Below are 26,852 nucleotides of genomic sequence, written 5' to 3'. Positions count from 1 at the left end.
GCTTACTTTGCCGTGGCGGGTGTTTTTGCCGCGGTTGCCGATTCGGCTGTTTGGGCCGCTTCCATGACTTCTGCCGGTGCGGATGTCTCTGCTTTTTTCTTCTTCTTTTTCGGCAGCGCCAGCATCGTGCCGCGGCACGGGGGGGTGCCGCACAGGCAGCGGTAGCCTTCCTTCAGCGCCTTGGTGATGCGGCCGTCCAGGACCAGGCCGTAGTCGTACGACAGTTCGGTGCCGCGCGGCAGGTCGCGCAGGGCGACGATGTAGACGCGCTTGCCGTGCTTGCCTTCCTGCGCCTCGCAGTTGGGTTCGCAGGAGTGGTTGATCCAGCGGGCGTCGTTGCCTTCGTCGCCGCCGTCGATCACGCGGCCGGAGCTGAGCGCGAAGAAGAAGGTGTGGAAGGGGTCGTCCGGGTTGGTCGGGTGGCGGCGGTCGGCTTCCTTGGCGCTGATGCGCGCGCCGCCGTATTCGATGATGCGCGTGCCCGCGGGAATCTTGCGGGCGGCGAAGACGCCGTTGCCGTGCAGCTTGGAGCGGCGGACGACATGCCAGGGCTTGATCGGGGTGTCTTCGGTGGTCATGGAGGGGGGGGTAGGCGGTGAGACGAAACAGAATTATATCGGCGCGTCTTTGACAGGACGACAGGCGTATAGTGAGCGCGCCTTGTCCTTACTTGATATTCATCATGATCGTCCGTCCGCGTCCCTCTGCGCTGGCCTTGTTCTTTATCTTGCGCGGCTCCATCATCCCGCGCATTTTCAGCCGGATCCTGGTCATTACGCTGCTGGCCTGCGTGGTGGTGTGGATGTACCACCGCCAGCTGTTTTCGCCCGCGCACCTGACCGCGGTGCCGTTCTCGCTTTTCGGCCTGGCGCTGTCGGTCTTCATGGGCTTTCGCAACAACGTCTGCTATGACCGCTGGTGGGAGGCCCGCAAGCAGTGGGGCGACCTGATCGTGCAGGCGCGCAGCCTGGCGCGCGAAAGCGCGGTACTGCTGGCGGCCAGCACGGCCAACCCGGTGCAGGAACGGCTGGTGCGGCGCTGCATCGGTTTCGGGTACGGCCTGGCGGCGCGCTTGCGCGGCCAGGACATGGTGGAGGCGGTGCGCCCCTGGGTGCAGCAAGACGAGCTGGATACGCTGGCCGGTTGCCGCAATGTGCCGGACGCCCTGCTCATGGCGATCAACCGCGATCTGGCGTCCTGTCTGCGGCGCGGCGAACTCACCGACATCCTGTATCAAGGCCTGACCCAGCGCGTGGCGCAATGCGCCGCCATCCAGGCTGCCTGCGAACGCATCAAGTTCACGCCCTGCCCGTTCGCCTATTCCCTGCTGCTGCACCGTACGGCGTGGCTGTTCTGCCTGTTGCTGCCGTTCGGCCTGGTGGGCACGCTGGAATACCTGACCCCGGTGGCGGTCATCATCATCGCCTACACCTTCTTCGGGCTGGACGCGCTGGGCGACGAGCTGGAAGACCCCTTCGGCCTGGAAGAAAACGACCTGCCGCTGTCGGCGCTGGCCCGCGTGATCGAGATCGATCTGCTGGAAGGCCTGGGCGTGCGCCCATTGCCCGAGGCGGCCGAACCGGTGGGCTACGTGCTGCGCTAAGGCCGGTTCAACCCGGCCGGATCAACCCGCCGGCCCCATCAGCGGCAGCATGGTTTCCTTCAGGCGGCGCAGCACGAAGCAGGATTTGCTGTGGCGGATGCCGGGGATGCGGTAGAGCTGTTCGCGCAGCAGGCGTTCGTAGTCGCGGGTGTCGCGCACGGCGATGCGGATGTAGTAGTCGTAGTCGCCCGACACCAGAAAGGCCTCCAGCACTTCGGGGATGGCCGCCAGCGCGCGGCCGAACTCGTACAGCGTTTCCTCGCTGTGACTCTCCAGCGTGACGTGCACGATCACCGTGTCCATGAAGCCCAGGCTGGCCGGATCGATGTCCACGGTGTAGCCGCGGATCACCCCGGCGCTTTCCATGCGCTTGATGCGGTTCCAGCACGGGGTGGACGACAGGCCCACCGCCGCGCCGATGTCGTTCAGGCTGGCGCGCGCATTCTCTTGCAGCACCTTCAGAATGGCCAGATCAAACTTGTCCAGGTTCATTTTCTTTGATTCCTCCAAATCGAAGATAAATTTACTCTGTCCGGCCGGGAATCGTGGAAAAGAAGATAAAAATTCTTCCAGGCTCCGAATAAGATAGATAGCATGAACGATCGCCTGCACCCCACCGCCGCCGCCGCGCTTGCCGCCACTGAACCCGCCGTTTCGAACGGTGCGAAGATTCTGCTCGATACGCTGATTGCGCACGGTGTGGACACCGTGTTCGGCTACCCCGGGGGGGCGGTCCTGCCGTTGTACGACGCGCTGTATGCCGAGCCGCGCCTGCGCCATGTGCTGGTGCGCCACGAACAGGCCGCCGTGCACGCCGCGGAAGGCTATGCCCGCAGCACCGGCCGGACCGGCGTGGTGTTCGTGACATCCGGCCCCGGCATGGCCAACACCACGTCCGGCTTGTTGGACGCCATGTGCGATTCAATCCCGGTGCTGTGCGTCAGCGGCCAGGTGGCCACCGCCGCCATCGGCACCGATGCGTTCCAGGAATGCGACGCCATCGGCATCTCGCGCTCCGTGACCAAGTGGAATACGCAGATCCGCGCCGTGGACGACGTGGCCAACGTGGTGTCCCGGGCGTTCGAGCTGACCCGCCAGGGCCGTCCCGGCCCCGTGCTGGTGGACTTTCCCAAGGACGTGCAGTTGGCGGTGCCGCGCGATGCGGACGACGACGTGTCCGGCCTGCCCTCGCAGCAAAAGCTGGCCGCCCTGCGCGCGCGCCGCCAATCGGGCAAGCTGGCGCCCAAGTTGCCGCAATCGGCGGTACGCCGCGCGGCCGCGCTGATCGCAGCGGCCAAGCGCCCCATCTTCTACGGCGGCGGCGGGCTGGTGAACGCCGGCCCGGAAGCCTGCGAAGCGTTTGCCGACCTGGTCCGCCATACGGGGGCGCCCTGCACGCTGACCCTGATGGGCCTGGGCGCCTTCCCGGCGTCCAGCCCGCAGTTCGTGGGCATGCTGGGCATGCACGGCACGGTCGAGGCCAACCTGGCCATGCACAACGCCGACCTGGTGGTCTGCATCGGCGCCCGCTTCGACGACCGCATCACCGGCAAGATCTCGGAATTCTGCCCGCATGCGCGCAAGATCCATATCGACATCGACCCGGCGTCAATCAACAAGGTGGTGCGGGTGGACGTGGCGCTGGTGGGCGACTGCCTGCCGCTGGTGCGGGCGCTGCGCGCCGAGCTGGGCGACGAACCGATGGACGCGGCGCGCCTGGCGCCGTGGTTCAAGCGCATCGACACGTGGCGCAGCCAGGATTGCCTGGGTTTCACGCCCGCTGCCGACGCGATCCTGCCGCAGCATCTGATGGCGAGCCTGAACGCGGCGTTGTCCGGCCGCGACGCCATCGTCTCCACCGACGTGGGCCAGCACCAGATGTGGGCGGCGCAGTACCTGCGCTTCGACAAGCCGAACCGCTGGCTGACCTCGGGCGGGGCCGGCACCATGGGGTATGGCGTGCCGGCCGCCATCGGCGCGCAGGTCGCGCATCCGGACAAGACGGTGGTCTGCGTCAGCGGCGACGCGTCGGTGCTGATGAACATCCAGGAACTGTCCACGGCCATGCAGCACCAGACGCCCGTGAAGGTCGTGCTGTGCAACAACGGCTACATGGGCATGGTGCGCCAGTGGCAGGAGCTGATCCACGGCGGCCGCTACAGCCACAGCTACAACGCGTCCCTGCCCGATTTCGTGGCGCTGGCGCGGGCGTTCGGCTGGGGCGCGGCGCGGGTGGACGACCCCGCCAAGCTGGAGGCCGCGCTGGCCGAATGCCTGGCGCACGACGGCCCCTACTTCCTGGACGTGGCGGTGTCGGCGCAGGAAAACTGCTTCCCGATGATGCCCGCCGGCCACGGCCACCAGAAGATGATGCTGGCCGAAGGCGTCTGGTACCAGGACGAGACGACCTGATCCGGCCACCGTGCGGCGTGGGGGCCCTTACCCTTCAGAACTGAATCGACAGCCCGCCGTCCACGACCAGCACGTGGCCGTTCACATAGGAGGCGGCCGGGGACGCCAGGAATACCGCCGCGCCGGCGATTTCTTCCGGTTCGCCCCAGCGCCCTGTCGGATTGCGCGCCGCGATGCGCGGACCGACCTTGGGGTCCGCCACCATTTCCGCATTGGTTTCGGTGGCGAACGTGCCGGGGGCGATGGCGTTGCTGGTGATGTGGTGGCCGCCGAATTCCGTGGCCAGGGCCCGCACCATGCCCGTCAGGCCCTGCTTGGCCGCCGGATACACGGCATCACCCGCGCGCGCCAGCTCGCCCACCACCGACGTGATGGCGATCAGCCGTCCGCCGCCCTGGCGCACCATGCGCTCGGCCGAGAACTTGGCCAAGAGCATCCCGGCGACCAGGTCCGTGTCGATCAGCTCGCGGATTTCGGCCGGCGTGGTGTCCCGCAAGGTCTTGCGGTTACGCGCGCCCACGTTGTTCACCAGCACGTCCAGGCGCCCGTGCTCGTCGTCGATGCGCTGGAACGCGCGCGCCATGTCGGCGTCGTCGCTGACATCGAACGCCAAGGGATGCGCGTCCAGGCCGGTGGCCGTCAGGTCAGCCACCGAGGCGTCCACGGCCGCGGCGTTGCGCCCGTTGATCAGCACGCGCGCGCCACAGCCCGCCAGCGCCCGCGCAATGCAGAAGCCCAGCCCGCGCGCGGATCCGGTCACCAGCGCGACCTGTCCGGTCAGGTCGAAATTGCGCAGATAAGGTAGTGTCTTCAAGTCAATTCTCCGTCGGTCCTGCGCGTCGGGGACCGTTATTCCCTGAACTCGGGCGCCCAGTGCAGCAGGCGCCGTTCCAGCCAGGTCACACAATAAACCAGCGCGATGCCGACGATGGACAGCAGCGTCACGGCCGCGAACATGTCGGTGGCGTTCAGCGTGGCCAGCGCGGTGATCATCAGGTAGCCCATGCCGGTGGTGGACCCGACGAATTCGGCCAGCACCACGCCGATCAGCGCAAAGCTGATGGCATTGGGCAAGGCGGCGAACGTCCACGCCGCCGCCGTCGGGATCCGCACCCGCCACAGGATCTGGCGCGGCGAACCGCCCAGCGTGCGGCAGAAGTCCACCAGTTCGCGTTCGACGCTGCGGCCGCCCTTGTAGGTGTTGAAGAACACCAGGAAGAACACCACGAACCAGGACGTGACCACCTTGGACGCCAGCCCCAGGCCGAAGAACATGGTGATGAGCGGCACGAACGCGATGCGCGGCATCGAGTTGAACGCCACGATGAAGGGGTTGAAGACGTCGGCCAGGAAGCGGCTGCGGCTGAGCGTCATGCCGACGATGAAGCCGCTGCCCACGCCCACCACCAGCCCCACCATCGTGGCCTGCAGCGTCAGCCACAAGTGCGGCCAGACCGAGCGCGGCCCGGGTTGCATCCATTCCCATAGCCGCACCGCCACGCGCGACGGCTGGCTGATGAAGAAGGGGTCGAACAGCGTGTTCTGGGTGAACCAGGGAATGCGCGTCAGCGTCTCCCACGCGCCCAGGATGACGGCCAGGATCAGCACTTGCCACAAGGTGATGCGCACGCGGCGGGCGATGGCGGCGCGGCGGTCCAGCCGCAGCTGGTCCTGCAGGGAATCGGAGGTTTCAGTCGGGATCATGACGCAGGGGGATTCAGGCGGCGGCGCGGAACTGCTGGCCCAGCACGCTCCAGAGGCTTTGCACGTGGGCGACGAACTGCGGGGTTTCGCGCAGCGTGAAGACGTCGCGCGGATGCGGGATGCGGATGCGCTCGTCCAGCAGCACGCGGCTGGGCGGGCCGGACAGCACCACCACGCGCTCCGACAACAGGATGGCTTCGTCCAGGTCGTGCGTGACCATGACGATGGTCTGGCCAAGCTTGCGCCAGATCTCCATCAGCTCGCGGTGCAGATGGGTCTTGGTGTGCGTGTCCAGCGCGCCGAAAGGCTCGTCCAGCAGCAGGATGCGCGGTTCGACGGCCAGGCTCATCAAGAGCGCCACGCGCCGGCGCATGCCGCCCGACAGCTGGTGCGGGAAGGCGTCGGCGAAGGCGCCCAGGTGGCCCAGCTCCAGCAGTTCCGCCACGCGGCGTTCGATCTTGTCGGCGGCCACGCCCTGGAACTTCAAACCCAGGGCCACGTTCTTCCTGACGCTGAACCAGGGCAGCAAGGTGTCTTTCTGGAAGATGTAGCCCAGCGCGGGTGGCACTTGGCCGTCCACCACCTGCCCGTTCACGCGGATGGCGCCGGTGGTGGGGCGCAAGAATCCGGCGATCATGTTCAAGAGCGTGCTCTTGCCGCAGCCGGAGGGGCCGACGATGGACACGAATTCGCCCGCTTCGACCGTCAGGCTGACTTCGCCCACCGCATGCGTCGTGCCCTGGCGCGACTGGTAGGCCTTGCCGACTTTGTCCAGCGTGATCATCAGAGGCCCCGCGCTTTCCGCACGAATCCCATGTTCACGCATTTGGCGTAAGGCACGGTCTTGATCTCGTCGTTCGAGAACTGGCGGCCGTCGCCCATGATGGCCGTCATGCGGTTGTACGCGTCTTCGGTGATGATGTTGTCTTTCAGGAACACGGTGTCTTTGTAGACGCCCAGCGTCTTCTCGATAGCCGCGCGCGGGAAGGCGTTGAGGTAGTCGTCGTAGATGACGTCGGCGATGCCGGCGGCGCTGGTGGCGGTGATGAAGTCCTGCGCCTTGACCATGGCGGTCACGAAGGCCTGCACCACTTCGGGGCGCTTCTGGATGGTGTCTTCCAGCGTCAGTGCCGCGATGCCGGGCACGTCGCCGCCCATGAATTCATTCCACGAGGCCTCTGTCGTGGCGTCGAAAATGGGCACGCCCCAGCCTTCCTGGCGGGCCTGTTCCATCATGGACATGGTGGCCATGCTGGCCGACACCGAGCCGGTCTTCAGCGCGCCCAGCATCGTGGCCAGGTCGCCCAGCGGGCGGATGTCGACCTTGTCGGCCACGCCGGCCTTCTGCATCAGGTAAAGCGCCATCAGCCAGGTGCTGGACTGGGGCTGGGTGGCGCCCACGCGCTTGCCGGCCAGGTCCTTCAGCGACTTGATCTTGCCGCTGTCGAAGTCTTCGCGGCGGACGATGACGTTGGCATAGGTGAGCTTGCGGTCAAAGCCGAACACGAGCGTCGCGGGCTTGCCGGCGATGGTCAGCGCGGGGGCGGCGGTGGCCGCCGTGGCGCCGAACACGATCTGGCCGGCCGCCAGCAGCTGGTTGGTGCGCGGGCCGCTTTGCGAATTCAGGTATTCGACGTCCAGGCCGCCTTCACCGAAATAGCCCTTCTTCAGCGCCACGTAACCGGCCGCGAAAAAGGGGTCGATGCTGCCCTGCCCGTAGACGACGCGGCCCAGCTTGGGCTGCGCGAACGCCACGCGCCCGTTGAGCAGGCTGACGCCGGCCAGCGCCCCGGCAGCGGCCAGCACGCGGCGGCGGGTAGTGAAATCGGGGCGGTGGGTCATGTCTTCCTCGGGCGTTGGTTGGGTTGCAGCTGTTTGGCGTCAACAATACCCCAGCGTCTGCCGCCCAACAATGGAAAACGCCCGGTTGCCCGGGCGTTGGTCTGCTTCTGTGTGGTTGATGGGTTACGCGCGACAGGCGCCTGCGTTCTTGCGGGCACCTGCTTGCGCTTCACCCATCCTAGGATGCCGTTTTCTTCGGGGCGGCCTTCTTCACCGCTTTCTTGGCGGCGGTTTTGGTCGCCGTCTTCGTGGCAGTCTTAGTGGCAGTCTTCTTCACCGCGGCCTTCTTGGCCGGCGCCTTCTTCGCAGCGGTCTTCGTGGCGGTTTTAGTGGCCGTCTTTGCCGCCGTCTTGCCCGGCGCGCGGCCCGGCTTTTCAGGACGCGGCTCGAACTCGAAGCCGACCTTGCCGTCGGGCTGGCGCACCAGGAACGCCTTGAACTTGCGGTTGGTGCGGCTGGACACAAAGCCGTCCAAGAGGTCGGTGCGGCCGTCGGTCAAGAGCTTGCCCATCTGCTGGGCCGAGATCTCCTGCTGCAGGATGACCTTGCCAGAGCGGAAGTCGCAAGTCTTTTCGGGACCGACGGACTTTTCGCAGACGTAGCTCATGCCGTGTTCGAACACGCGCGACTGGCACTTCGGGCACGGACCCACCGGCGTGTGGCCGGAGAAGTCCACGGCTTCGGCGTCGTCTTCGTCGTTCTGGCCGAAGTCGAATTCCAGCTTGTATTCATCGCTGATGCGCAGGATGGCGGCAAACGGCCGGCCCATCTTGCTGATGAAGCCTTGCAGCGGACCGATTTCGCGCTTGGCCAGCAGTTCTTCGACTTCCGGCAGTTCGAACGTGCGGCCGCCCGGGTGCTTGCCGATAGAAAAATCGCAAGCCGTGCAGGCGAAGCGGCGGTAGTTCTCCTTCACCACGGCGCCGCACTTGGGGCACGGCGTCTGCAGCGTGGCGTAGTCGCCCGGGACCGTATCGCGCTCGTATTCCTTGGCGCGCTTGACGATGACTTGCGTCATCTGCGCGATTTCGCGCATGAAGGCCTCGCGGCCCAGGCCGCCCTGCTCGATCTGTTTGAGCTTGTGTTCCCACTCGCCCGTCAGTTCGGGCGAGGTCAGTTCGGTGACGTCCAGGCCGGACAGCAGCGTCATCAGCTGGCGCGCCTTGGCGGTGGGCACCAGGTCGCGGCCTTCGCGGCGCAGGTAGACCTCGTTCAGCAGGCCTTCGATGATGGCGGCGCGCGTGGCCGGCGTGCCCAGGCCGCGTTCGGACATGGCTTCGCGCAGCTCTTCGTCGTCCACCAGCTTGCCGGCGCCTTCCATGGCGGACAGCAAGGTGCCTTCGTTGAATCGGGCCGGCGGCTTGGTCGACAGGCCCACGGCTTCGACGTCCTCGGTGCGCACGGTCTCGCCATCGGCTACCGGGACCAGGTTGGCGTCTTCGCCCTGGGCTTCCTTGCCGTAGACGGCCAGCCAGCCCGGGGTGACCAGCACCTTGCCGTCGGTGCGGAAGCGGTGCCCCTGCACTTCGGTCAGGCGGGTAGTGACGCGGTATTCCGCGGCCGGGAAGAACACGGCCAAAAAGCGCTTGAGCACCAGGTCGTACAGCTTGGCCTCGGCTTCGCTCAGGTCGTGCGGGATCTGCAGCGTGGGGATGATGGCAAAGTGGTCCGACACCTTCTTGTTGTCGAAGATGCGGCGGTTCGGCTTCACCCACTGCTGGCTGACGACCGTGTCCGCGTGGCGGGACAGGCCGCCGACGGCGTTCGAGCCGCCCTTGGCCAGCGCGCGCATCGTTTCCTGCACCGTGGCGATGTAGTCCTCGGGCAGATAGCGCGAATCGGTACGCGGGTAGGTCAGCGCCTTGTGGCGTTCGTACAGGGTCTGGGCGAGCGACAGCGTGGTCTTGGCCGAAAAGCCGAACCGGCCGTTGGCCTCGCGCTGCAGCGAGGTCAGGTCGTACAGCGCCGGCGACATCTGGGTCGACGGCTTGGATTCTTCGGTGACGTTGCCCGGCTGGTCGCGGCAGGCGGCCACCACGCTTTGCGCGGCAGCGGCCGACCACAGGCGCGATTCGCGCTTTTCCGGGTCGCGGTCGTCTTTCTTGAATTGCGGGTCGATCCAGCGGCCTTCGTACAGGCCGGCGGCCGCGATGAAGGTGGCGCGCACTTCCCAGTAGTCGCGCGGCACGAAGCGGCGGATGCGCTCTTCGCGCTCGGCCACGATGGCCAGCGTGGGCGTTTGCACCCGGCCGACCGGCGTCTTGAAGAAGCCGCCGTCCTTGCTGTTGAAGGCGGTCATGGCGCGCGTGCCGTTGATCCCGACCAGCCAGTCGGCTTCGGCGCGCGAGCGCGCGGCCGCTTCCAGCGGTTTCAGCTGGATGTCTTCGCGCAGGTTGGCGAAGGCGTCGCGGATGGCGGCCTGCGTCATGGATTGCAGCCACAGGCGCTGGATCGGCTTTTTCACGCCCGCATACTGAATGATGTAGCGGAAGATCAGTTCGCCTTCTCGTCCCGCGTCACAGGCATTGATGATCGAATCCACGTCCTTGCGCTTGGCCAGGCGGACCAGCAGCTTCAGGCGTTCGGCGGATTTCTTGTCGGTGGGGCCCAACTCGAATTCCGGCGGAATCACGGGCAGGTGCGCGAAGCTCCACTTTCCCTTGACCGGATCGTTGGGCGCGACCAAGCTCAGCAAGTGGCCGATGCTGGAAGCCAGTACGTAACGTTCGCTTTCAAAATAGTCGCCCTCGCGCGCAAAGCCTCCCAAGGCGCGTGATATATCAAGGGCCACCGAGGGCTTCTCGGCAATAATCAGCGTTTTATTCATGTGTATCCAGTGGCGGTAGTCCCGCCTTAGTAGCGCGGATAATAAGATCGGAGATTCGCCAGATGCAAGTCGGCACTGAAAGGCAAGCGGGATCCGAACTGCACGCTTGGCGCCAATTCCTGGCGCGAAGCACCCTTTGGCTAGGCGTTTTGCTGCTGGGCAGCGCCGCGATTTGCTGGGTCGCCGCCAACTGGCAGGACATGACAAAAGTGCAGCGCTTCGCCGGCACGCAGGGCCTGCTGGCCGTTTCCGCCCTGGCCGCCGCCTGGGCCGGATTGCGACTTCGGGGCACTCCCGGGGTGCGGCGCAGCATTCCTGGCGCGCTCCTGGCGTTGGCCGGCATCCTGCTGGGCGCCCTGCTCGCGTTATTAGGCCAAACTTACCAGACTGGCGCGGATACCTGGGAATTGTTCGCCTGGTGGGCGCTGTTGCTGCTGCCCTGGGCACTGGCCGCGGCCAGCCAGGCGGTGTGGCTGCTGTGGATCCTGGTGCTGAACGTGGCGGCCGCGCTCTGGCTGGGCGAACGGATGTTCTCATGGCTGTCGGTGTTTGGCGGATCGGACGCCGTCACCCTCGTCATGGCGGGGCTGAACCTCGCGCTGCTGCTCGGCTGGGAGCTGGCGGCGCACCGCTGGCGCGCCAGCACGCTGATCGGCCCGCGCGTCCTGGCGGCGCTGGTCATCACCGCGCTGGTCATGTCCCTGATGTTCGTCGGCTTCTTTTTCGGCCGCGAACAGGGGGTCAGCGGCATCGCATGGCTCGCCGTGACGGCGGGCCTGGGCTTTTATTATCAGCGGGTCCGCCGCGACCTGGTCATCCTGGCCATGCTGGCGGCGGGCGTCATCTGCGTGTCGCTGCGCTTCGTGGGCGAATGGCTGTTGCGCCTGGAGCCCGGCGTCTGGGCCGCGCTGCCGCTGGCGGCCTTGCTCATGGCCGAAGCCGTGCTGGCCGCGCGCTGGCTGCGCAAGCTGGCGGCCGAACCCCGGGCTGCGGAGGCTGCCGCCGCCGACGCCGAGCCGGCCTCGGCATCAGCCGGCAACGCCGTGGAGCCGGCCGAGTCGGGCGCGCCCGTGGCACAGTTGGCGCCGGCCGCCGCGCCGCACGCCGAACCGCCCTGGTACGTGCAGTGCCTGCTGGGCCTGAGCGCCTGGCTGGCCACCCTGCTGCTGCTGGTGTTCGTCGCGTTCTCGGGCATCGTCACGTCCGAGGAAGGCGCGCTGGTGGCCGGACTGGTCCTGTGCGGTGCCGGTGTGGCGGTGCTGCGTAGCGACGCAGGCCCCTTCTGGCGGCAATGCGGCACGGCCATGGCTTTCGCCGGTCAATTGCTGATCATTTACGGCCTGTCCGACTCCACCTCGTTCACCAGCGCCTGCGTGTTCGTGCTGCTGATGGCCACGGCCATCTACGTGCTGGGTCCCGATGTGATCCTGCGGTTCCTGTCCGGCCTGCTGATCGCGGGGGCCGGTGCCAGCCTGATCTGGCGCGGCCTGTCGCCCCAACTGATGCGCGACGACCTGGTGGAGGCGTGGCTGGATTTTGATCCGGCCTTGTCCAGCGTCGTGTGGCTGCCCATCGCCGTGATCGGCGCTTGGGCCACCGCCGTGATCCTGACCCTGGGCCATCGCGGGGGCGCCAAGCGGGACCATGCGCTGCAGCCGCTGGCCTGGGCGTTCCTGCTGTCGGTGCAGGGCATGGTGTGGCTGGCGGGCGGCATCTCCATCCTGCATCTGCCCGCCATGTGGCAACTCAATCCGCAGGGCGCCCTGTTCGTCACGGCCGGCGCGTTGCTGCCCGCGGCGGCCGCGATGGCGGTGCTGTGGCCCCGCCGCCACGTGCTGACTGCCGGCGTCACCTGGGGCGTGCCGATCGCGCTGCTGATCCTGGCTGGCTTCTGGTTGCCCAGCCCGGGCGTGGGTTTTGCCCTGGCCTGGCTGCTGCTGGGTTTCGGGCTGAACCAGCTGCGCCTGGTCGTCTTCGGCGTGATCAGCCTGCTGGCGTACCTGGGCGTGTACTACTACCAACTGGATGTGCCGCTGCTGCAAAAGGCGCTGTGGCTGGGCGGCGGCGCGTTGCTGCTGTTCGTCCTGCGCGCAATGGTGTGGCTGGTGCCGCGGCTGATGCGCACGCAGTCCCCCAACCGCCGCGCGCCGCTGCCGCCGGTGTCTGCGCCCTTGCGCTGGCGCACGCTGGCCATCCTGGGCGGGCTGGCGCTGGTGCTGGTGGTGGCCAACGGCGGCATCTGGCAGCGTGAAGCGCTGCTGGCCTCGGGCAAGGTCGTCATCCTGGAACTGGCGCCGGTGGATCCGCGGTCGCTGATGCAGGGCGACTACATGGCGCTGGACTTCGCGGCCAGCCGCGACATCACGCGCCTGCGGCTGGGCGGCGAGCGCCCTGTCGACGACGAACCCTTGCCGGGCTTCGAGCCCGACGGCTATGTGATGCTTCAGACCGACGCGCGCGGCGTGGCGACGCCGTTGCGCATTCAGCCCGAGGTGCATCCGCACACCGACGGCGAGGTGCCGTTGCGCTACCGGGTGCGCGATCGCGGGGTACGCATCGTGACCAATGCCTGGTTCTTCCAGGAAGGCGAAGCCAAGCGCTTCGAAGTCGCCCGCTATGGCGAGCTGCGCGTGGGCGACAACGGCGAGGCCTTGCTGGTGCGGATGCTGGGGGCGGACCTGCAACCGCTATAGCGGCGAGGCCGGATCCGGGTCAGAGTCAGGGGAAGCGCCGCGCCCAGTGCGCGGTGGCTTCACGCAGGAATAGCCCGCGGTCGGTGTCCGCGGCCAGCGGCGCAAAGCCCAAGGCGCGCCAGGCGCCCTGTAGCGCCTCCAGGGGCGCTTTGGTGTCGATGGCGGGGGCACCGTTCTGCTTGGACAGTTTCAGGCCGCTGGCGGCGTCCAGGATCAGCGGCACATGCAGATAGCGCACGGGGGGCAGGCCCAGCAAGCGGCCCAGCACGCGCTGGCGTGCCGTGGAGCTCAGCAGGTCGGCCCCGCGCACCACATCCGTCACGCCCTGTTCGGCATCGTCCACCACCACGGCAAGTTGATAGGCCCATAGCCCGTCCGCCCGTCGCAAGGCGAAGTCGCCCACCGCCTGCGCCACGTCTTGCGCTTGCGGCCCCAGCCACCGGTCTTCGAAGTGTTCGACCCCATCGGGCACGCGCAGACGCCAGGCGCGCGCCTGGCGGCCTTCCGGCAAGCCGTGGCGGCACGTGCCGGGATACGGGCGTTCGCCGTCCGCGCCGAGCACGGTCTGGCCGCGCAATGCGGAGTCGGCGATTTCGCGCCGGGTGCAGCCGCAGCCATAGATCAGGCCGCGTGCGGCCAGCGTGTCGAAAGCGGCTTGATACGCGGCGTTGCGCCGGGATTGCCACATGACGCCGCCGTCCCAGTGCAGGCCCAGTGCGTCCAGTTGCGCCATGATGGCGTCCGCGGCGCCCGCGACGGTGCGGGGCGTGTCCACGTCTTCCATGCGCAACAGCCAGCGTCCGCCGTGGGCGCGCGCGTCCAGCCAACTGGCCAGCGCAGCCACAAGCGAGCCCGCATGCAGCGGGCCGCTGGGGCTGGGGGCGAATCGGCCTACGTAGGTCACAGCAACGGCAAGCGGCCCCAAAGCATGGAGCCGGGGCGCAGGGTCATCAATGCAGCAACCGCACGCCTTCTTCGTCCAGCAGCTCTTCCAGGACCAGGTTGTCGATCTCGGCTTCCTGGCTCCAGAGAACCATGAGGGCAATGATCTTGATCTTGGACAGCGGCACGGGCGTTTCCGGCGAAGCCAGGCCCCGGTCGATGACGATTTCGCGCAACGGCGCCGGCAATACGCCGGCCGATTCCAGGAAGGCGATGAAGCCGATGGATTCGGTGCCGAGCTGGCTGTATTCGTTGTCGGTGTAGATCCGGGTTCCCGAGTTGGGAGCCTGAGCGAGGTCGACGCATCGTTCCGTTGTCTCGGCCAAACCGTACAGCCAGCCGAGCGCGTCGTCGATGTCTTCGTGCTCGAAACCGGCGGCGGCAAGCCGCTTAGCGAGCACATCGGCCGCAGGACAGGCTTGCGGCGTGTAGTAATTCTCGAACAGATAAACCAGGATATCGAACATATGGCGCAGTTTTGTGCCTGTTTGCACAGTCGGCCCGCAGATCGGCAGACCAGCAAACATGAATTTTACTTTACGCTGATTTATTTAGCCGGGCAACCGGCGAAAAGGCGGAATGTTGTATGTCGTCACCCTGTGGATCCAGGCCCCTATTCTGCCGGTATTTGCTGTCAAAATGCGGGATTGGGCGAAATAAAAAGGGGCAGACTTCCGTCCGCCCCTTTTTATTTTCAAGCCGTCCGGGTCAGGCCGGCTTGACGGCGTTCTCCAGTTTCAGCGCCGCCAGCTGCCGCATGAAGACGGGGACGCAGATGGCCAGCCCGATCAGCCCGCTTATCAGGCCGGGGACGATCGTCAGCAGCGCGCCGACGGTGCACACCCAGCGTTCCCAGCTTTTCATGCCCACCAGCATGTAGCGCGAGAACGCCGCCGACAGCAGCACCAGCCCCACCATGCAGCCGAACAGGGTCACGAAGAAGTCGTACCAGGTGAAGCCCTGCACCGAGATCAGCAGCGACGGCGAGAACACGAACACGAAGGGCACGATCAGTTTGGTGATGCCCAGCCTGAACGCCGTGTTCCCGGTCTTGAAGGGGTCGCTGCCCGCCATGCCCGCCGCCGCATAGGCGGCCAGCGCCACCGGTGGCGTGATATCGGCCAGGATGCCGAAATAGAACACGAAGAAGTGCGCCGCGATCGGCTGCACGCCCAGTTGCACCAACGTGGGCGCGGCCACGGCCACCATGATCAGGTAGTTCGCGGTGGTCGGCACGCCGCAGCCCATCAGGATGCAGACGATGCCGGTCATGATCAGCGCGGCCAGCAGCGTCAGCGTCTGCATATTGGCGATGGCGTCGGGAATGAACATGGTCGCGCCGCTGGCCATCACTTGCGAGGCCGAGATCACGATGTACGAGATCTTGAAGCCCACGCCGGTCAAAGTCACCACCCCGATCACGATGCCCACCGCGCCGGCCGCCGCGCCCACCGCCAGCGCGTACTTGGCGCCGGTCTCGAAGGCTTCATACAGGTCGCGCCAGCGCAGGCGCTGGTACGGGTTCAGCAGGCCCACCAGGATGCAGCCCGTGATGCCCGCGAACGCCGCCAGATACGGCGTGCGGCCGCTGGCCAGCACGCCGACCAGCAGGAACAGCGGGATCAGCGTCGGCCAGCGCATCTTGAACGACTGCTTGAGCTTGGGCATTTCTTCGGCCGTCAGGCCGCGCAGGCCTTCGCGCTTGGCCTCGAAGTGCACCTGCATGAACATGCCGAAGAAGTACAGGAAGGCCGGGAAAATGCCGGCGATGGCGATCTGCTGATACGGGATGCCCAGGAACTCGATCATCAGGAAGGCGGCCGCGCCCATGATGGGCGGCGTGATCTGCCCGCCCGTGCTGCTGGCCGCTTCCACGCCGGCGGCGAAGTGCCGCGGATAGCCGACCCGGATCATGGCGGGAATCGTCAGCGACCCCACGGTCACCGCGTTGGCGACCGACGAGCCCGACAGCATGCCGAACATGGCCGAGCCGAACACGGACACTTTGGCCGGGCCGCCGGCATAGCGGCCGGCCACGGTGGACGCCACGTCCAGGAACAGCTGGCCCAGCCCGATGCGGGTGGCCAGCACGCCGAACAGCACGAAGTGGAAGACATAGGTGGCCACCACGCCCACCGCCACGCCGTACACGCCCTGGCTGGTCAGGTACATGTGGTTGACGATCTGCGGCCAGGTGTTGCCCGCGTGCTTGAGCAGGCCCGGAAAGTAGGGCCCGAACATCGCGTAAGCCATGAAGACGAGCGCGATGATGGGCAGCGGCCAGCCCATGGCGCGGCGCGTGGCTTCCAGCAGGCCGATCAGGAGGATCGACCCCATGAAGACGTCCATCGGCATCGGGTTGCCGACGCGGAACGCCAGGTCTTCGAAAATGTAGGGGATGTACAGCACCGACAAGGCCAGCGCGATGGCGATGACCCAGTCGTACAGCGGAATGCCGCCCGGCGACAGCCAGGTGGATTTGGGTTCGCGCTGGTAATGCGTCTTGGAAAAGCCGAACACCAGGAAGATCAGGCTCAGCACGAACGCCAGGTGCACGCCGCGGTGCGTGGCTTCGCGCAGCAGGCCGAAGCCGGCCGTGTAGTAATGAAACAGCGACAGCGTGACAAGCAGGCCCGACACGATCCAGGTCGCCGTCTTGTCCAGCGGCCGGAAGCGGATTTCGGAGTCGTACTTTTCCGCCAGCTTCTGGGTTTTCTCGTGATCGATTTCCATCGCGGTATTTCTCAGGATGATTCAGCAAGCAGGGCCGCTCATGGCGGCCCTACTCAAGCGCGGCGCAAACACGCCGCAGGTAGATGCATTTCCGGCCCTTGCAGCCAAGAACCACCCCTTCGCACAACACCGCCGCCACCAATCCGGGCCGCGCGGAGCCGGCTTTGCCGGTCCGCAGCGGCGCCCCTGGGGGAGGCGCCGAAGGCGCGAGGGGGGGCCTACTTCAGGCCTACTTCAGCAAGCCGATTTCCTTGTAGAACTTCTCGGCGCCCGGATGGAACGGGATGCCCGCGCCCTTGATGGCGTTGTCGCGGGTGATGAGCTTGCCCTTGGCGTGGCCCGCATCCAGCGTCTTGCGCGTGGCGTCGCTGTACAGCGCCTTGGTGACGTCATAGACCGTCTGGTCGGGGATCTTGGCCGACGTGACCATCTGCGCGTTGACCGAAATGGTCTTCACTTCCGGCAGGTTCTGGTAGGTGTTGGCCGTGATCACGTCGGGCGTGAAGAACTCTTGCTTGGCGCGCAGCGCGTCGATCTCGGGGCCCACCAGCGGCACCAGTTCGATGTTGCCCGTGGACGCCAGTTCGGCGATGGCGCCGGCCGGCGCTCCGCCTACGAAGAAGAACGCGTCCAGGCCGCCGTCCTTGAGCTTGTCGCCCGCCTGGTTGGGTTTCAGGTATTCGGCCTTGATGTCCTTGTCGGTCATGCCGTAGGCGCCCAGGATCAGGCGCACGTCGACCAGCGTGCCGGAGCCCGGCTCGTCCATGGACACGCGCTTGCCCTTCAGGTCGGCCACGCTCTTGATGCCCGCGCCCTTGCGCGTCACCAGGTGGATGCTTTCCGGATACAGGGTGGCGATCAGGCGCAAGTCTTGGGCCTTGGGCTTGCCTTCGAACGTGCCGGTGCCGCTATAGGCCCAGTAGGCCACGTCGGATTGCGTGAAACCCGCTTCGAACGAGCCGCCGATGATGCCGTTGATATTGGCGACCGAGCCGTTGGAGGCCACCGCAGTAGCGATGAGCTTGCCGGGCTGAGAGACCGCGTTGCCGATGATGCCGCCGATCGGGTAGTACGTGCCGGCGGTGCCGCCCGTGCCGATGCGGAAGAACTGCTGGGCCTGTGCGGAACCCACGGTGCCGACCGCGGCGACCGCAACGGTCAGGGCGGTAATCCAGTGCTTGAGTTTCATGCGAGCTTCTCCGGGACTTTGTGACGGGTTTATCAACGTGACGTCTTGCGTCGGGTCGTTCCTGCCGCGGGCAGTCGCCAAGGCAGAAACGGGCCTCCCCCTGGGGGCCATTTCTATGATGAAATTCTGTCATGTAGGGCACGGGTAGCCAATGGTTACGGCGCTATCGTTTACCTGGGGGTAAGCAGTCCCTTTGGTTATGGATGGTCCCGCTTTGGTTATGGCGTGCGGTTTTCATGAATGCTGATGGAGTCACCCGATGTCCCAGGAAGTCATACGCGGCATAGCGCTGCCTCCACCCGCGCAACCGGGCGATCCTCTGGCGCGCGTCGACACGCCCAGCCTGGTGCTGGACCTGGCGCCGTTCGAGGCCAACCTGCGCGCCATGCAGGCCTGGGCCGACCGCCATGACGTGGCGCTGCGCCCGCATGCCAAGGCGCACAAATGCCCGGAAATCGCGTTGCGCCAGCTGGCGCTGGGTGCGCGCGGCATCTGCTGCCAGAAAGTCAGCGAGGCCCTGCCCTTCGTGGCGGCCGGCATCCGCGACATCCACATCAGCAATGAAGTCGTGGGGCCTGCAAAACTGGCCATGCTGGCGCAACTGGCGCGCACCGCCAAAATGAGCGTCTGCGTCGACAACCCGAAAAGCCTGACGCAAATCTCGCAGGCCATGGCGCAGGCCGGGGCCGAGATCGACGTGCTGGTCGAGGTGGACGTGGGCCAGGGGCGTTGCGGCGTGTCGGACGACGCGCTGGTGCTGGCGCTGGCGCAACAGGCGCGCGACCTGCCCGGTGTGAATTTCGCGGGGCTGCAGGCTTATCACGGCTCGGTGCAGCATTTCCGCACGCGCGAGGAACGGGCGCAGGTCTGCCGGCAGGTGGCGCGCATCGTGGCGTCCTATGCGCAGCTGCTGCGCGAAAGCGGCATCGCGTGCGACGTCATCACGGGCGGCGGCACGGGCAGCGCGGAATTCGATGCGGCAAGCGGCGTCTTCACCGAGCTGCAGGCGGGGTCCTACGCCTTCATGGACGGCGACTACGGCGCCAACGAATGGGGCGGCCCGTTGACGTTCCAGAACAGCCTCTTCGTGCTGTCCACCGTGATGAGCGTGCCCGCACCGGACCGCGTGATCCTGGACGCAGGGTTGAAATCCACCACCGCCGAATGCGGCCCGCCCGCGGTCTTCCAGGAAGACGGCCTGACGTATGCGGCCATCAACGACGAGCACGGCGTGGTGCGCGTGGCGCCGGGGGCGCAGGCGCCCGCATTGGGCGAGGTGTTGCGCCTGGTGCCTTCGCACGTGGACCCCACCTTCAACCTGCACGACGGGCTGGTGGTGGTGCGCGACGGCGTGGTCGAAGACATCTGGGAGATCGCGGCGCGCGGCTTCTCGCGCTGACCGCCGCGTGTCGCCCGTGCCGGTCTGCGATTCAAGCCGCCAGGTTCGTCATCCCCAGGAATTGCCGCAGTTCGGGGGTGGCGGGCGCCGAGAACAATTCCTCGGGCGGCCCGATCTCGTGCACGCGGCCTTGATGCATGAACACGACGCGGTCGCACACTTCGCGCGCAAAGCGCATTTCGTGCGTGACCATCAACAAGGTCATGCCGTCGGCCGCCAGTTCGCGCACCACCGCCAGCACTTCGTTGACCAGCTCCGGGTCCAGTGCGGACGTGATTTCGTCGCACAGCAGCGCCAGCGGCTGCATGGCCAGCGCGCGGGCGATCGCCACGCGCTGCTGCTGGCCGCCCGACAGTTCTTCCGGCCACGCGTCGAACTTGTGCGCCAGCCCCACGCGGGTCAGCATGGCGCGCGCCAGGTCGGCCGCCTGCGCTTCCGGCATGCGCTTGGCCACCATGGGCGACAGCATCACGTTGCGCCCCACCGTCAGGTGCGGGAACAGGTTGAACTGCTGGAAGATCATGCCCACCTTCAGCCGCAGCGCGCGCAGCCGTAATTCGTCGTCGCCCAGCTGGGCGTCGGCCACCATGATGGCGCCGCCGTCGATCTGCTCCAGCCCGTTCACGCAGCGCAGCAGCGTGCTCTTGCCCGAGCCGCTTTTGCCGATGATGGCGATGACCTCGCCGGGTTCGACGCGCAGCGTCACCCCTTTCAGGACTTCGTTGTCGCCGAATTTTTTGCGGACGTCTTCAAGGGCGATGAGGGGCATGCAACTTCCTTTCCAGCCGGAGGCTGAGGCGCGACAGGGGCCAGCACAGCGCGAAGTAGATCAGCGCGGCGCAGGCATAGACGGTGAAGGGGCTGAAGGTGGCGTTGGTGATGACGGTGCTGGCCTTGGACAGCTCCGTGAATCCGATGATGGAAGTCAGCGCGGTGCTCTTGACGATCTGCACCGCGAAGCCCACGGTGGGCGCGATCGCGATGCGCAACGCCTGCGGCAGCACCACATGGCGCATCTGCTGCACGTAGCCCAGCGCCAGGCTGGCCGACGCCTCCCATTGGCCTTTGGGGATGGCCTCCACGCAGCCGCGCCAGATCTCGGCCAGGAACGCGCCCGACCACAAGGTCAGCGCCGCACCCGCGGCCAGCCAGGGCGGCACTTCCACGCCCAGCAGCGACAAGCCGAAGAACGCCAGGAACAGCTGCATCAGCAGCGGCGTGCCCTGGAACAGTTCGATATAGGCCCAGCTGGCGCGCCGCATCACGGCCACGCGCGACGTCCGCATCATCAGCGCCAGCACGCCCATCAGCGCGCCGCCGACGAACGCCACCAGCGACAGCACGATGGTCCAGCGCGCGGCCAGCAGCAGGTTGCGGACGATGTCCCAGGTCGAGAATTCAATCATCTTGCCGCCTTGCGGAACAGGCGCCGTCCGGCCAGGCGCAGCAACTGGCGCAGCAGGAGGGCCAACGCCAGGTAGATGCCGGTGGTCACCAGATACACCTCGAACGCGCGGAAATTGCGCGACTGGATGAAGTTGGCGGCAAAGGTCAGGTCTTCGGCGGCGATCTGCGAGCACACCGCCGATCCCAGCATCACGATCACGATCTGCGACGACAGCGCGGGCCAGATGCGCTTGAGCGCCGGTTTCAGCACCACGTGCCGGAACACCTGGAAGCGCGTCATCGCCAGGCTGGCGCCGGCCTCGTACTGACCCTTGGGCGTGGCGTCGATGCCGGCGCGGATGATCTCGGCGCTGTAGGCGCCCAGGTTCAGCGCCATCGCCAGGCAGGCGGCCTGCATTTCGCCCAATTGCACCCCCAGCGACGGCAGGCCGAAGAACACGAAGAACAGCTGGATCAGGAACGGCGTGTTGCGGATTACCTCGACATACGCCGCCACCGGCGCGCGCAGCCAGGCAGGGCCCTGCGTGCGGACCCAGGCGCAGGCGATGCCCAGCGCCACGCCTGCCACGGCGCCGAAGGCGATCAGTTCGACCGTGACGCCGATGCCCTTCACCAGCACCGGCGTGTAGTCGAAGACCGCGCCGAAATCGTATTGATAAGCCATGTTGGCCGCCGTCGGGGCTTACAGGTCCTTGGGCAGCTCGGCGCCCAGCCACTTCTGCGAAATCGCCGACAGGGAACCGTCGCGCTTCGCAGCAGCCAGGATGTCGTTGACCTTGGCGCGCAGCTTGGGCTCGTCCTTGTTCAGGCCGATGTAGCACGGCGAATTCTTGATCAGGAATTTCGTTTCCGGCTTCTTGGCCGGGTTGCGCGCCAGGATGGCGGCGGCGACCACGTTGCCCGTGGCGATCAGCGGCACCTGACCCGACAGGAAGGCGGTGATGGTGCCGTTGTTGTCTTCGTAGCGCTTGAGCGTGGCGGATTCGGGGGCGATCTTCGACAGCTCGATGTCTTCCACCGCGCCGCGCGTCACGCCGATCGTCTTGCCGGCCAGATCCGCCGCCGACGACACCTTCAGGTCGGCCGGGCCGAACACGCCGTTGAAGAACGGCGCGTAGGCGTCCGAGAAGTCGATGGCCTTCTCGCGTTCGGCGTTCTTGCCCAGGCTGGAGATCACCAGGTCCACCTTGCGCGTCTGCAGGTAGGGCACGCGGTTGGCGCTGGTGACCGGCACCAGTTCCAGCTTCACGCCCAGCTGCTTGGCGATCAGCTGCGCGGTGTCGATGTCGTAGCCCAGGGGCTTCATGTCGGCGCCCACCGAACCGAACGGCGGGAAATCCTGCGGCACGGCGATCTTGATCGTGCCTGCACGGACGATATCGTCCAGCGTGTCGGCGTGCGTCAGCGGCGCGGCCAGCAGGCTGGCGGCGGTGCAAAGGGACAACAACAGGGTTCTGCGGTTCATGAGGGACTCTCCAGGGCGCGCACCGCCCGGGACGGGTCAATGCGTTGCACACCGATTCGGTATACAAAACTGGAAAAGCAAGTTCCGTGCCATTTCGCGCCCGCTACGCGGGTGGCGACGGGGGACGTATGACGCGCCCTGGTGTGGTGCGGCGGATGCGCCGGATGCGGGCATGCGCGGCACCGGTTTGGACCGCCCGCCGGGTGCGGGGTCAGCCCTCCAGATGGGGCTGCATCAGGGCAGCAAACCAGTCATGGAAGACGGCCAGGCGGCGCGATCGCTGGCGCCGGTGGGGGTAGAGCAGCGACACCGGCATGGGGCCCGGGCGGAAACCCGGCATCACCTCGACCAGTTTGCCGGCATCCAGCAGGTGCTGCACGTCGAAGCGGGGAATCTGGATAAGGCCCAGCCCCGCAAGGCAGCAGGCGATGTAGCTTTCGGCGTTGTTCACGACCACGCGGGCGGGCACGGGCGCCGACTGGCCGGCGCCGTCGTCTGGCAGATACTCCCAAGGCAGTTCCCGGCCGGTCTTCGGCGATGCGTAGCCGACGGTCCAATGCCCCGCCGACAGGTCGTCGGGCTGGCGCGGTTCGCCCTGTTCGCGCAGGTAATCGGGGCTGGCGCAGTTGATCAGCGCGATATGACCCAGCGGCCGCACGACCAGGCTGCTGTCTTCCAGCGTGCCGATGCGCACTGCGCAATCTACCCCTTCCTGCACCAGGTCGATCGCGCGGTCGGTGGAACTGAGCACGAGTTCAAGCCGGGGATGGCGGCGCAGCAGACCGGGCAACGCCGGCGCGATCAGCCGCCGTGCAATGCGGCTGGGCGCATCGATGCTGAGCCGCCCCGACACCTGGCGCTGGCCGGCGTGGAACAGCTGATCGATGTCTTCCACTTCCGCCAGCAGCGGCCGGACGCGCTCCAGCAACTGTTCACCGTCGGCCGTCAGCCGCACCTGCCGCGTCGTTCGATGCAGCAGGCGCACGCCCAACTGCGTCTCCAATTGCTGGATGGCCGCCGACACCGAGGCGCGCGGCACCTCCAGCGCATTGGCGGCCTTGATGAAGCTGCCCATGTCGGCGACCTGGGCGAACACGCGGTACTGGTCGAATCGGTCCATGCGTCTGGCGTCCCCTGCCGTCCACGGGCGGATCGCCCTGTGGATAACGGCAGGAGAGAGATTAGCCTGTCAGCGCGAAAAGGAATCTTGCGCAGGCCGTAGCCGCTTACTTCGTCGTATAGCCGCCGTTGATCAGGATCGTCTGGCCGGTGATCCACCAGCCGTCGCTGACCAGATGGCGGATGAAGGGCACCACGTCTTCGATATCCGTCAGCCCCGTCTTGCTGAACGGCGACAGCGCGGCGGCGGTCTTGTGATACGCCACCGCATCGGCGCCTTCGGCCGGGTAGAAGAACGGCGTGTCCATCGGGCCGGGGCCGACGGCGGTGACCGAAATGCCGCGCGCGCCGAATTCCTTGGACGCGGCGCGGGTGTAGTGTTCGACCGGCGCCTTGGTGCCCGCATAGGCGGCGTAGAACGGCGTGAACGCGCCCAGCAACGACGTCACCAGCGTGCAGACCTTGCCGTTGTCGTTCACATGGCGACCTGCTTCGCGCAGGAAGAAGAAGGCGGTCTTGGAGTTCACCGCCGTCATCTCGTCGTACTCGGCTTCGCTGATTTCGGTGAAGGGCTTCTTCAACACTTTGCCGACGGTGTTGATGGCGATGTCGGGTCGGCCCACGGCGGCGACGGCGTCGGTGAACAGCTTCTCGACGGCGGCGGCCGTGGTCAGATCGCCTTGCAGCGCGACTGCTTTAGCGCCGGCCGCCTGGATCGCGGCAACGGTCGCATCCGCATCGGCTTTGGACGCGGCGCTGTTGTAGTGGATCGCCACCGCGCGGGCGCCCTGCTGCGCCAGGTCGCGCGCGATCAGCCCGCCCAGGTTCTTGGCGCCGCCGGCGATCAAGACGACTTTGCCCTTGATGGAATGGTCTGCCATGGAAAAACCCCTTCATGAATCGATGGAGCTTCGAGCTTAGGCAAGCGCATCCCCGGGATAAACCACCCGGGGCTGGATGGATCATCCAGAAAACCCTCCCAATCGCCATGAAAAAAGCCGTCCCTTTTTACGGGGACGGCTTTTGCGACCAGGGGCTGCCGGTGCGACGGGCAGCGGAAGTCTTGATCCTGGATCTTTAGTCCACCTGGGCGCCGGACTGCTTGACGGCTTTGCCCCACTTGTCGACTTCGCTGGCGATGAACGTGCCGGTCGCCTCGGGCGTCAGCGGCATGGGTTCGGCGCCGCGGTCACGCAGGAACTTCTGCATTTCCGGTGTGCCCAGCGCATGGCCGATCTGCTGGCTGAGGTAGTTGGTGATGGCCGGCGGCGTGTCGCGCGGGGCCAGCACGGCGGCCCAGCCGATGGCCTCGAAGCCGGGGTAGCCGGACTCGGCCACGGTCGGCACGTCCGGCAATTGCGGCAGGCGTTTGGCCGTGGTCACGGCCAGCGCCACGGCCTTCTTGCTTTGCACGTGCGGCAGGCCGGCCGTGACGGAATCCACCATCAACGGCACCTGGTGGCCCAGGAAATCGGCCTGGGCCGGGCCGCTGCCCTTGTAGGGGATGTGGCGGATGTCGATATCGGCCGCGGCCTTGAACATCTCGGCCGACAGGTGCTGCGTGCCGCCGATGCCGGCGCTGGCGTAGGCCAGTTCACCCGGATTGGCGCGCGCTTGCGTCACCAATTGCTTAAGCGAGGTGATGCCGGACGCCGGCGTGGCCAGGAACATCAGCGGCACCGAGAACACGCCCGACACAGGCGCGAAATCCTTGGTCAGGCTGTAGTTGATGGTCTTGTACAGCGTCTGGTTGACCGCGGAGGCACTGCCCGCGATGACCAGCGTGTAGCCGTCGGGCGTGGCGCGCGCGGCTTGTTCCATGCCGATGTTGCTGCCGGCGCCTGCGCGGTTTTCCACCACGATGGGCTGCTTGACGGCGGCGCCCAGCTTTTCAGCCAGGGCGCGGGCGAAGATGTCGGTGGCCTGCCCGGGCGGGAACGGCACGATCAGGCGGATGGGGCGTTCGGGGTACTCGGCATGCGCCGGGGCGCCGGCCGCCGCCAGCGCCAGGCCGGCGGCAAGACTGGAAAGGATACGTTTCATGATTGGTCAGTAAAAAGCGACGTCGGGCGGCGCGCAGGGGCGCGCCACTTGCATAAAATAGAGCGCCCGAGCAGTCGGCCCTTTTGAGGCGGCCCGGGGCGGATCGGCGGGGGGTGCGTCACGATAGCATCCCTCTGTCGGTGCTACATTTGCGTTTTCGCGCTTCCCCCCTTGAAGTTTCCCCTTCATCCCTGTCCTTTTACCCCGCAGGAACCGCCATGGAATTCAGCCAGTTCAACGTCAACACCCTCATGGAGATCACCTCCCGCCCGGACCTCGTGTTCGTGAGCGGCAAGGGATCCTGGCTGGAGGATCACGCGGGCAAGCGATACCTGGACTTCGTGCAGGGCTGGGCGGTGAACACGCTGGGCCACTCCGCGCTGGAAATGCAGCGCGCGCTGGTGGAACAGTCGCAAAAGCTGATGAACCCGTCGCCGGCGTTCTACAACATCCCGTCGATCGAGCTGGCCCAACGCCTGACCGGCGCGTCCTGCTTTGACCGCGTCTTCTTCGCCAACAGCGGCGGCGAAGCCAACGAAGGCGCCATCAAGCTGGCGCGCAAGTGGGGCCAGGTCAAGAAGAACGGCGCCTACAAGATCATCACGATGAACCACGGCTTCCACGGCCGCACGCTGGCCACGATGTCCGCGTCGGGCAAGCCGGGCTGGGACAAGATGTTCGCCCCGCAAGTGGAAGGCTTCCCCAAGGCCGAACTGAACGACCTGGAATCGGTGCGCGCACTGATCGACGACAAGACCGTCGCCATCATGCTGGAACCGGTGCAAGGCGAAGGCGGCGTGATCCCGGCGACCAAGGAATTCATGCAGGGCCTGCGCAAGCTCGCCGATGAAAACCAGCTGCTGCTGATCGTCGACGAAGTGCAGACCGGCATGGGCCGCACCGGCAAGATGTTCGCCTACCAGCATTCCGACGTCATCCCCGACATCATGACGCTGGCCAAGGGCATCGGCGGCGGCGTGCCGCTGGCCGCCCTGCTGGCGCGCCAGGACGCCTGCGTGTTCACGCACGGCGACCAGGGCGGTACCTACAACGGCAACCCGCTGACCACCGCCGTGGGCGTGGCCGTGTTCGACGCACTGGCCGCCCCGGGCTTCATGGACGCCGTCAATGCGCGTTCCAAGCAGCTGTCCGAAGGCCTCTTGGCGCTGTCGGCCAAGTACGGCATGAAGGGCGAGCGTGGGCTGGGTTTGCTGCGCGCGCTGGTCATGGATCGCGATGATGGTCCGGCGATTGTCGAAGCCGCCCGCAAGCTGGAACCGCAAGGCCTGCTGCTGAACGCACCGCGCCCGAATTTGCTGCGCTTCATGCCGGCGCTGAACGTGACGGCCGAAGAAATCGACCTGATGCTGAGCGAACTGGACAAGCTGATCGCGCAGGCGCGCAAGGCGTGATTTCATTCGATCGGTAGTCTGTTGAAAAGGGGCTGCGGTGTGAACCGCAGCCTTTTTTCATT

23 protein-coding genes are annotated in these 26,852 nt (G+C 66.5%); 5 read left to right on the top strand and 18 right to left on the bottom strand.

Going from position 1 to position 26,852, the window contains the following annotated elements; translation table 11 throughout:
- Positions 1-2 precede the first annotated feature (2 nt).
- Positions 3-578 (bottom strand): SET domain-containing protein, encoded by a 576-nt coding sequence (locus A9973_RS30200; protein WP_183017237.1) that lies wholly within the window; start codon positions 576-578, stop codon positions 3-5.
- A gap of 104 nt (positions 579-682) precedes the next feature.
- Between A9973_RS30200 and A9973_RS30195 the strand changes: the two genes are divergently transcribed.
- Entirely contained in the window at positions 683-1,603 is a 921-nt protein-coding gene (locus A9973_RS30195; RefSeq protein WP_183017236.1) for a bestrophin family protein, read from the top strand.
- 21 nt (positions 1,604-1,624) lie between these two features.
- Here A9973_RS30195 and A9973_RS30190 read toward each other — a convergent pair whose 3' ends face one another.
- Positions 1,625-2,095: an Lrp/AsnC family transcriptional regulator gene (locus A9973_RS30190; RefSeq protein ID WP_105559432.1), complete on the bottom strand. Its 471-nt coding sequence runs from the start codon at positions 2,093-2,095 to the stop codon at positions 1,625-1,627.
- Positions 2,096-2,188: 93 nt separating this feature from the next.
- Between A9973_RS30190 and ilvB the strand changes: the two genes are divergently transcribed.
- On the top strand, positions 2,189-4,015 hold the full coding sequence (gene ilvB / locus A9973_RS30185) for a biosynthetic-type acetolactate synthase large subunit (protein ID WP_183017245.1): 1,827 nt from the start codon (positions 2,189-2,191) through the stop codon (positions 4,013-4,015).
- A 34-nt stretch (positions 4,016-4,049) separates the two neighbouring features.
- Here ilvB and A9973_RS30180 read toward each other — a convergent pair whose 3' ends face one another.
- From A9973_RS30180 to A9973_RS30160, 5 genes are all read right to left on the bottom strand, one after another.
- On the bottom strand, positions 4,050-4,829 hold the full coding sequence (locus tag A9973_RS30180) for an SDR family oxidoreductase (protein ID WP_183017235.1): 780 nt from the start codon (positions 4,827-4,829) through the stop codon (positions 4,050-4,052).
- 35 nt (positions 4,830-4,864) lie between these two features.
- Complete coding sequence (locus A9973_RS30175; protein WP_183017234.1) at positions 4,865-5,719, bottom strand: ABC transporter permease; 855 nt, start codon at positions 5,717-5,719, stop codon at positions 4,865-4,867.
- Positions 5,720-5,732: 13 nt separating this feature from the next.
- Positions 5,733-6,503, bottom strand: coding sequence for an ABC transporter ATP-binding protein (locus A9973_RS30170; protein WP_183017233.1), 771 nt, complete (start codon positions 6,501-6,503; stop codon positions 5,733-5,735).
- Entirely contained in the window at positions 6,503-7,561 is a 1,059-nt protein-coding gene (locus A9973_RS30165; RefSeq protein WP_183017232.1) for an ABC transporter substrate-binding protein, read from the bottom strand. Before A9973_RS30165 ends, A9973_RS30170 begins: the two co-directional genes overlap by 1 nt.
- 178 nt (positions 7,562-7,739) lie before the next feature.
- Complete coding sequence (locus tag A9973_RS30160; RefSeq protein ID WP_183017231.1) at positions 7,740-10,388, bottom strand: DNA topoisomerase III; 2,649 nt, start codon at positions 10,386-10,388, stop codon at positions 7,740-7,742.
- Between the two features lie 62 nt (positions 10,389-10,450).
- On the opposite strand from A9973_RS30160, the gene A9973_RS30155 reads away from it, so the two are divergent.
- Positions 10,451-13,081, top strand: coding sequence for a GDYXXLXY domain-containing protein (locus A9973_RS30155; RefSeq protein WP_183017230.1), 2,631 nt, complete (start codon positions 10,451-10,453; stop codon positions 13,079-13,081).
- 25 nt (positions 13,082-13,106) lie between these two features.
- On the opposite strand, the gene gluQRS is transcribed toward A9973_RS30155, so the two are convergent.
- The 4 genes from gluQRS to A9973_RS30135 form a co-directional block, all read right to left on the bottom strand.
- Entirely contained in the window at positions 13,107-13,985 is an 879-nt protein-coding gene (gene gluQRS / locus A9973_RS30150; RefSeq protein ID WP_183017229.1) for a tRNA glutamyl-Q(34) synthetase GluQRS, read from the bottom strand.
- Between the two features lie 46 nt (positions 13,986-14,031).
- On the bottom strand, positions 14,032-14,490 hold the full coding sequence (locus tag A9973_RS30145) for a DUF494 family protein (RefSeq protein ID WP_169272817.1): 459 nt from the start codon (positions 14,488-14,490) through the stop codon (positions 14,032-14,034).
- Positions 14,491-14,731: 241 nt separating this feature from the next.
- Positions 14,732-16,756 carry a TRAP transporter permease gene (locus A9973_RS30140; RefSeq protein WP_183017228.1) on the bottom strand — a complete coding sequence of 675 codons (2,025 nt, stop codon included), beginning with the start codon at positions 16,754-16,756 and terminating at the stop codon, positions 14,732-14,734.
- Positions 16,757-16,985: 229 nt separating this feature from the next.
- Positions 16,986-17,945 (bottom strand): TAXI family TRAP transporter solute-binding subunit, encoded by a 960-nt coding sequence (locus A9973_RS30135; RefSeq protein ID WP_183017227.1) that lies wholly within the window; start codon positions 17,943-17,945, stop codon positions 16,986-16,988.
- Between the two features lie 259 nt (positions 17,946-18,204).
- Between A9973_RS30135 and A9973_RS30130 the strand changes: the two genes are divergently transcribed.
- Positions 18,205-19,344, top strand: coding sequence for a DSD1 family PLP-dependent enzyme (locus tag A9973_RS30130; RefSeq protein ID WP_183017226.1), 1,140 nt, complete (start codon positions 18,205-18,207; stop codon positions 19,342-19,344).
- Positions 19,345-19,375: 31 nt separating this feature from the next.
- Here the strand turns inward: A9973_RS30130 and A9973_RS30125 are convergent, their stop codons facing one another.
- The 7 genes from A9973_RS30125 to A9973_RS30095 all read right to left on the bottom strand — a co-directional run bounded on the left by A9973_RS30125 (position 19,376) and on the right by A9973_RS30095 (position 25,378).
- Positions 19,376-20,113: an amino acid ABC transporter ATP-binding protein gene (locus A9973_RS30125; protein WP_183017225.1), complete on the bottom strand. Its 738-nt coding sequence runs from the start codon at positions 20,111-20,113 to the stop codon at positions 19,376-19,378.
- Positions 20,094-20,750, bottom strand: a complete 657-nt coding sequence (locus tag A9973_RS30120) for an amino acid ABC transporter permease (RefSeq protein ID WP_183017224.1) — start codon at positions 20,748-20,750, stop codon at positions 20,094-20,096. Before A9973_RS30120 ends, A9973_RS30125 begins: the two co-directional genes overlap by 20 nt.
- On the bottom strand, positions 20,747-21,415 hold the full coding sequence (locus A9973_RS30115; RefSeq protein WP_183017223.1) for an amino acid ABC transporter permease: 669 nt from the start codon (positions 21,413-21,415) through the stop codon (positions 20,747-20,749). Before A9973_RS30115 ends, A9973_RS30120 begins: the two co-directional genes overlap by 4 nt.
- 18 nt (positions 21,416-21,433) lie before the next feature.
- Positions 21,434-22,216, bottom strand: a complete 783-nt coding sequence (locus A9973_RS30110) for a transporter substrate-binding domain-containing protein (protein ID WP_183017222.1) — start codon at positions 22,214-22,216, stop codon at positions 21,434-21,436.
- A 211-nt stretch (positions 22,217-22,427) separates the two neighbouring features.
- Positions 22,428-23,336: a LysR family transcriptional regulator gene (locus A9973_RS30105; protein ID WP_183017221.1), complete on the bottom strand. Its 909-nt coding sequence runs from the start codon at positions 23,334-23,336 to the stop codon at positions 22,428-22,430.
- A 106-nt stretch (positions 23,337-23,442) separates the two neighbouring features.
- Positions 23,443-24,216: an SDR family oxidoreductase gene (locus A9973_RS30100; RefSeq protein ID WP_183017220.1), complete on the bottom strand. Its 774-nt coding sequence runs from the start codon at positions 24,214-24,216 to the stop codon at positions 23,443-23,445.
- Positions 24,217-24,412: 196 nt separating this feature from the next.
- Positions 24,413-25,378, bottom strand: coding sequence for a tripartite tricarboxylate transporter substrate binding protein (locus A9973_RS30095; RefSeq protein WP_183017219.1), 966 nt, complete (start codon positions 25,376-25,378; stop codon positions 24,413-24,415).
- 218 nt (positions 25,379-25,596) lie between these two features.
- Here A9973_RS30095 and A9973_RS30090 point away from each other — a divergent pair, with 218 nt between their 5' ends.
- Positions 25,597-26,790, top strand: coding sequence for an acetylornithine transaminase (locus A9973_RS30090; RefSeq protein WP_183017218.1), 1,194 nt, complete (start codon positions 25,597-25,599; stop codon positions 26,788-26,790).
- Positions 26,791-26,852 lie beyond the last annotated feature (62 nt).

The sequence above is a fragment of the Achromobacter sp. UMC46 genome, from assembly GCF_014170335.1.
In the GTDB taxonomy this organism is placed as follows: Bacteria; Pseudomonadota; Gammaproteobacteria; order Burkholderiales; family Burkholderiaceae_B; genus Achromobacter.
Note: the sequence above shows the minus strand (reverse complement) of the source record. Positions and strands in the feature narration are given on the sequence as shown.

Coding starts and splice junctions, on each gene's coding strand:
- A9973_RS30200 (WP_183017237.1), bottom strand. CDS start 578: ATGACCACCGAAGACACCCCGATCAAGCCCTGGCATGTCGTCCGCCGC.
- A9973_RS30195 (WP_183017236.1), top strand. CDS start 683: ATGATCGTCCGTCCGCGTCCCTCTGCGCTGGCCTTGTTCTTTATCTTG.
- A9973_RS30190 (WP_105559432.1), bottom strand. CDS start 2,095: ATGAACCTGGACAAGTTTGATCTGGCCATTCTGAAGGTGCTGCAAGAG.
- A9973_RS30175 (WP_183017234.1), bottom strand. CDS start 5,719: ATGATCCCGACTGAAACCTCCGATTCCCTGCAGGACCAGCTGCGGCTG.
- A9973_RS30170 (WP_183017233.1), bottom strand. CDS start 6,503: ATGATCACGCTGGACAAAGTCGGCAAGGCCTACCAGTCGCGCCAGGGC.
- A9973_RS30165 (WP_183017232.1), bottom strand. CDS start 7,561: ATGACCCACCGCCCCGATTTCACTACCCGCCGCCGCGTGCTGGCCGCT.
- A9973_RS30160 (WP_183017231.1), bottom strand. CDS start 10,388: ATGAATAAAACGCTGATTATTGCCGAGAAGCCCTCGGTGGCCCTTGAT.
- A9973_RS30155 (WP_183017230.1), top strand. CDS start 10,451: ATGCAAGTCGGCACTGAAAGGCAAGCGGGATCCGAACTGCACGCTTGG.
- A9973_RS30145 (WP_169272817.1), bottom strand. CDS start 14,490: ATGTTCGATATCCTGGTTTATCTGTTCGAGAATTACTACACGCCGCAA.
- A9973_RS30140 (WP_183017228.1), bottom strand. CDS start 16,756: ATGGAAATCGATCACGAGAAAACCCAGAAGCTGGCGGAAAAGTACGAC.
- A9973_RS30135 (WP_183017227.1), bottom strand. CDS start 17,945: ATGAAACTCAAGCACTGGATTACCGCCCTGACCGTTGCGGTCGCCGCG.
- A9973_RS30130 (WP_183017226.1), top strand. CDS start 18,205: ATGTCCCAGGAAGTCATACGCGGCATAGCGCTGCCTCCACCCGCGCAA.
- A9973_RS30125 (WP_183017225.1), bottom strand. CDS start 20,113: ATGCCCCTCATCGCCCTTGAAGACGTCCGCAAAAAATTCGGCGACAAC.
- A9973_RS30120 (WP_183017224.1), bottom strand. CDS start 20,750: ATGATTGAATTCTCGACCTGGGACATCGTCCGCAACCTGCTGCTGGCC.
- A9973_RS30115 (WP_183017223.1), bottom strand. CDS start 21,415: ATGGCTTATCAATACGATTTCGGCGCGGTCTTCGACTACACGCCGGTG.
- A9973_RS30110 (WP_183017222.1), bottom strand. CDS start 22,216: ATGAACCGCAGAACCCTGTTGTTGTCCCTTTGCACCGCCGCCAGCCTG.
- A9973_RS30105 (WP_183017221.1), bottom strand. CDS start 23,336: ATGGACCGATTCGACCAGTACCGCGTGTTCGCCCAGGTCGCCGACATG.
- A9973_RS30100 (WP_183017220.1), bottom strand. CDS start 24,216: ATGGCAGACCATTCCATCAAGGGCAAAGTCGTCTTGATCGCCGGCGGC.
- A9973_RS30095 (WP_183017219.1), bottom strand. CDS start 25,378: ATGAAACGTATCCTTTCCAGTCTTGCCGCCGGCCTGGCGCTGGCGGCG.
- A9973_RS30090 (WP_183017218.1), top strand. CDS start 25,597: ATGGAATTCAGCCAGTTCAACGTCAACACCCTCATGGAGATCACCTCC.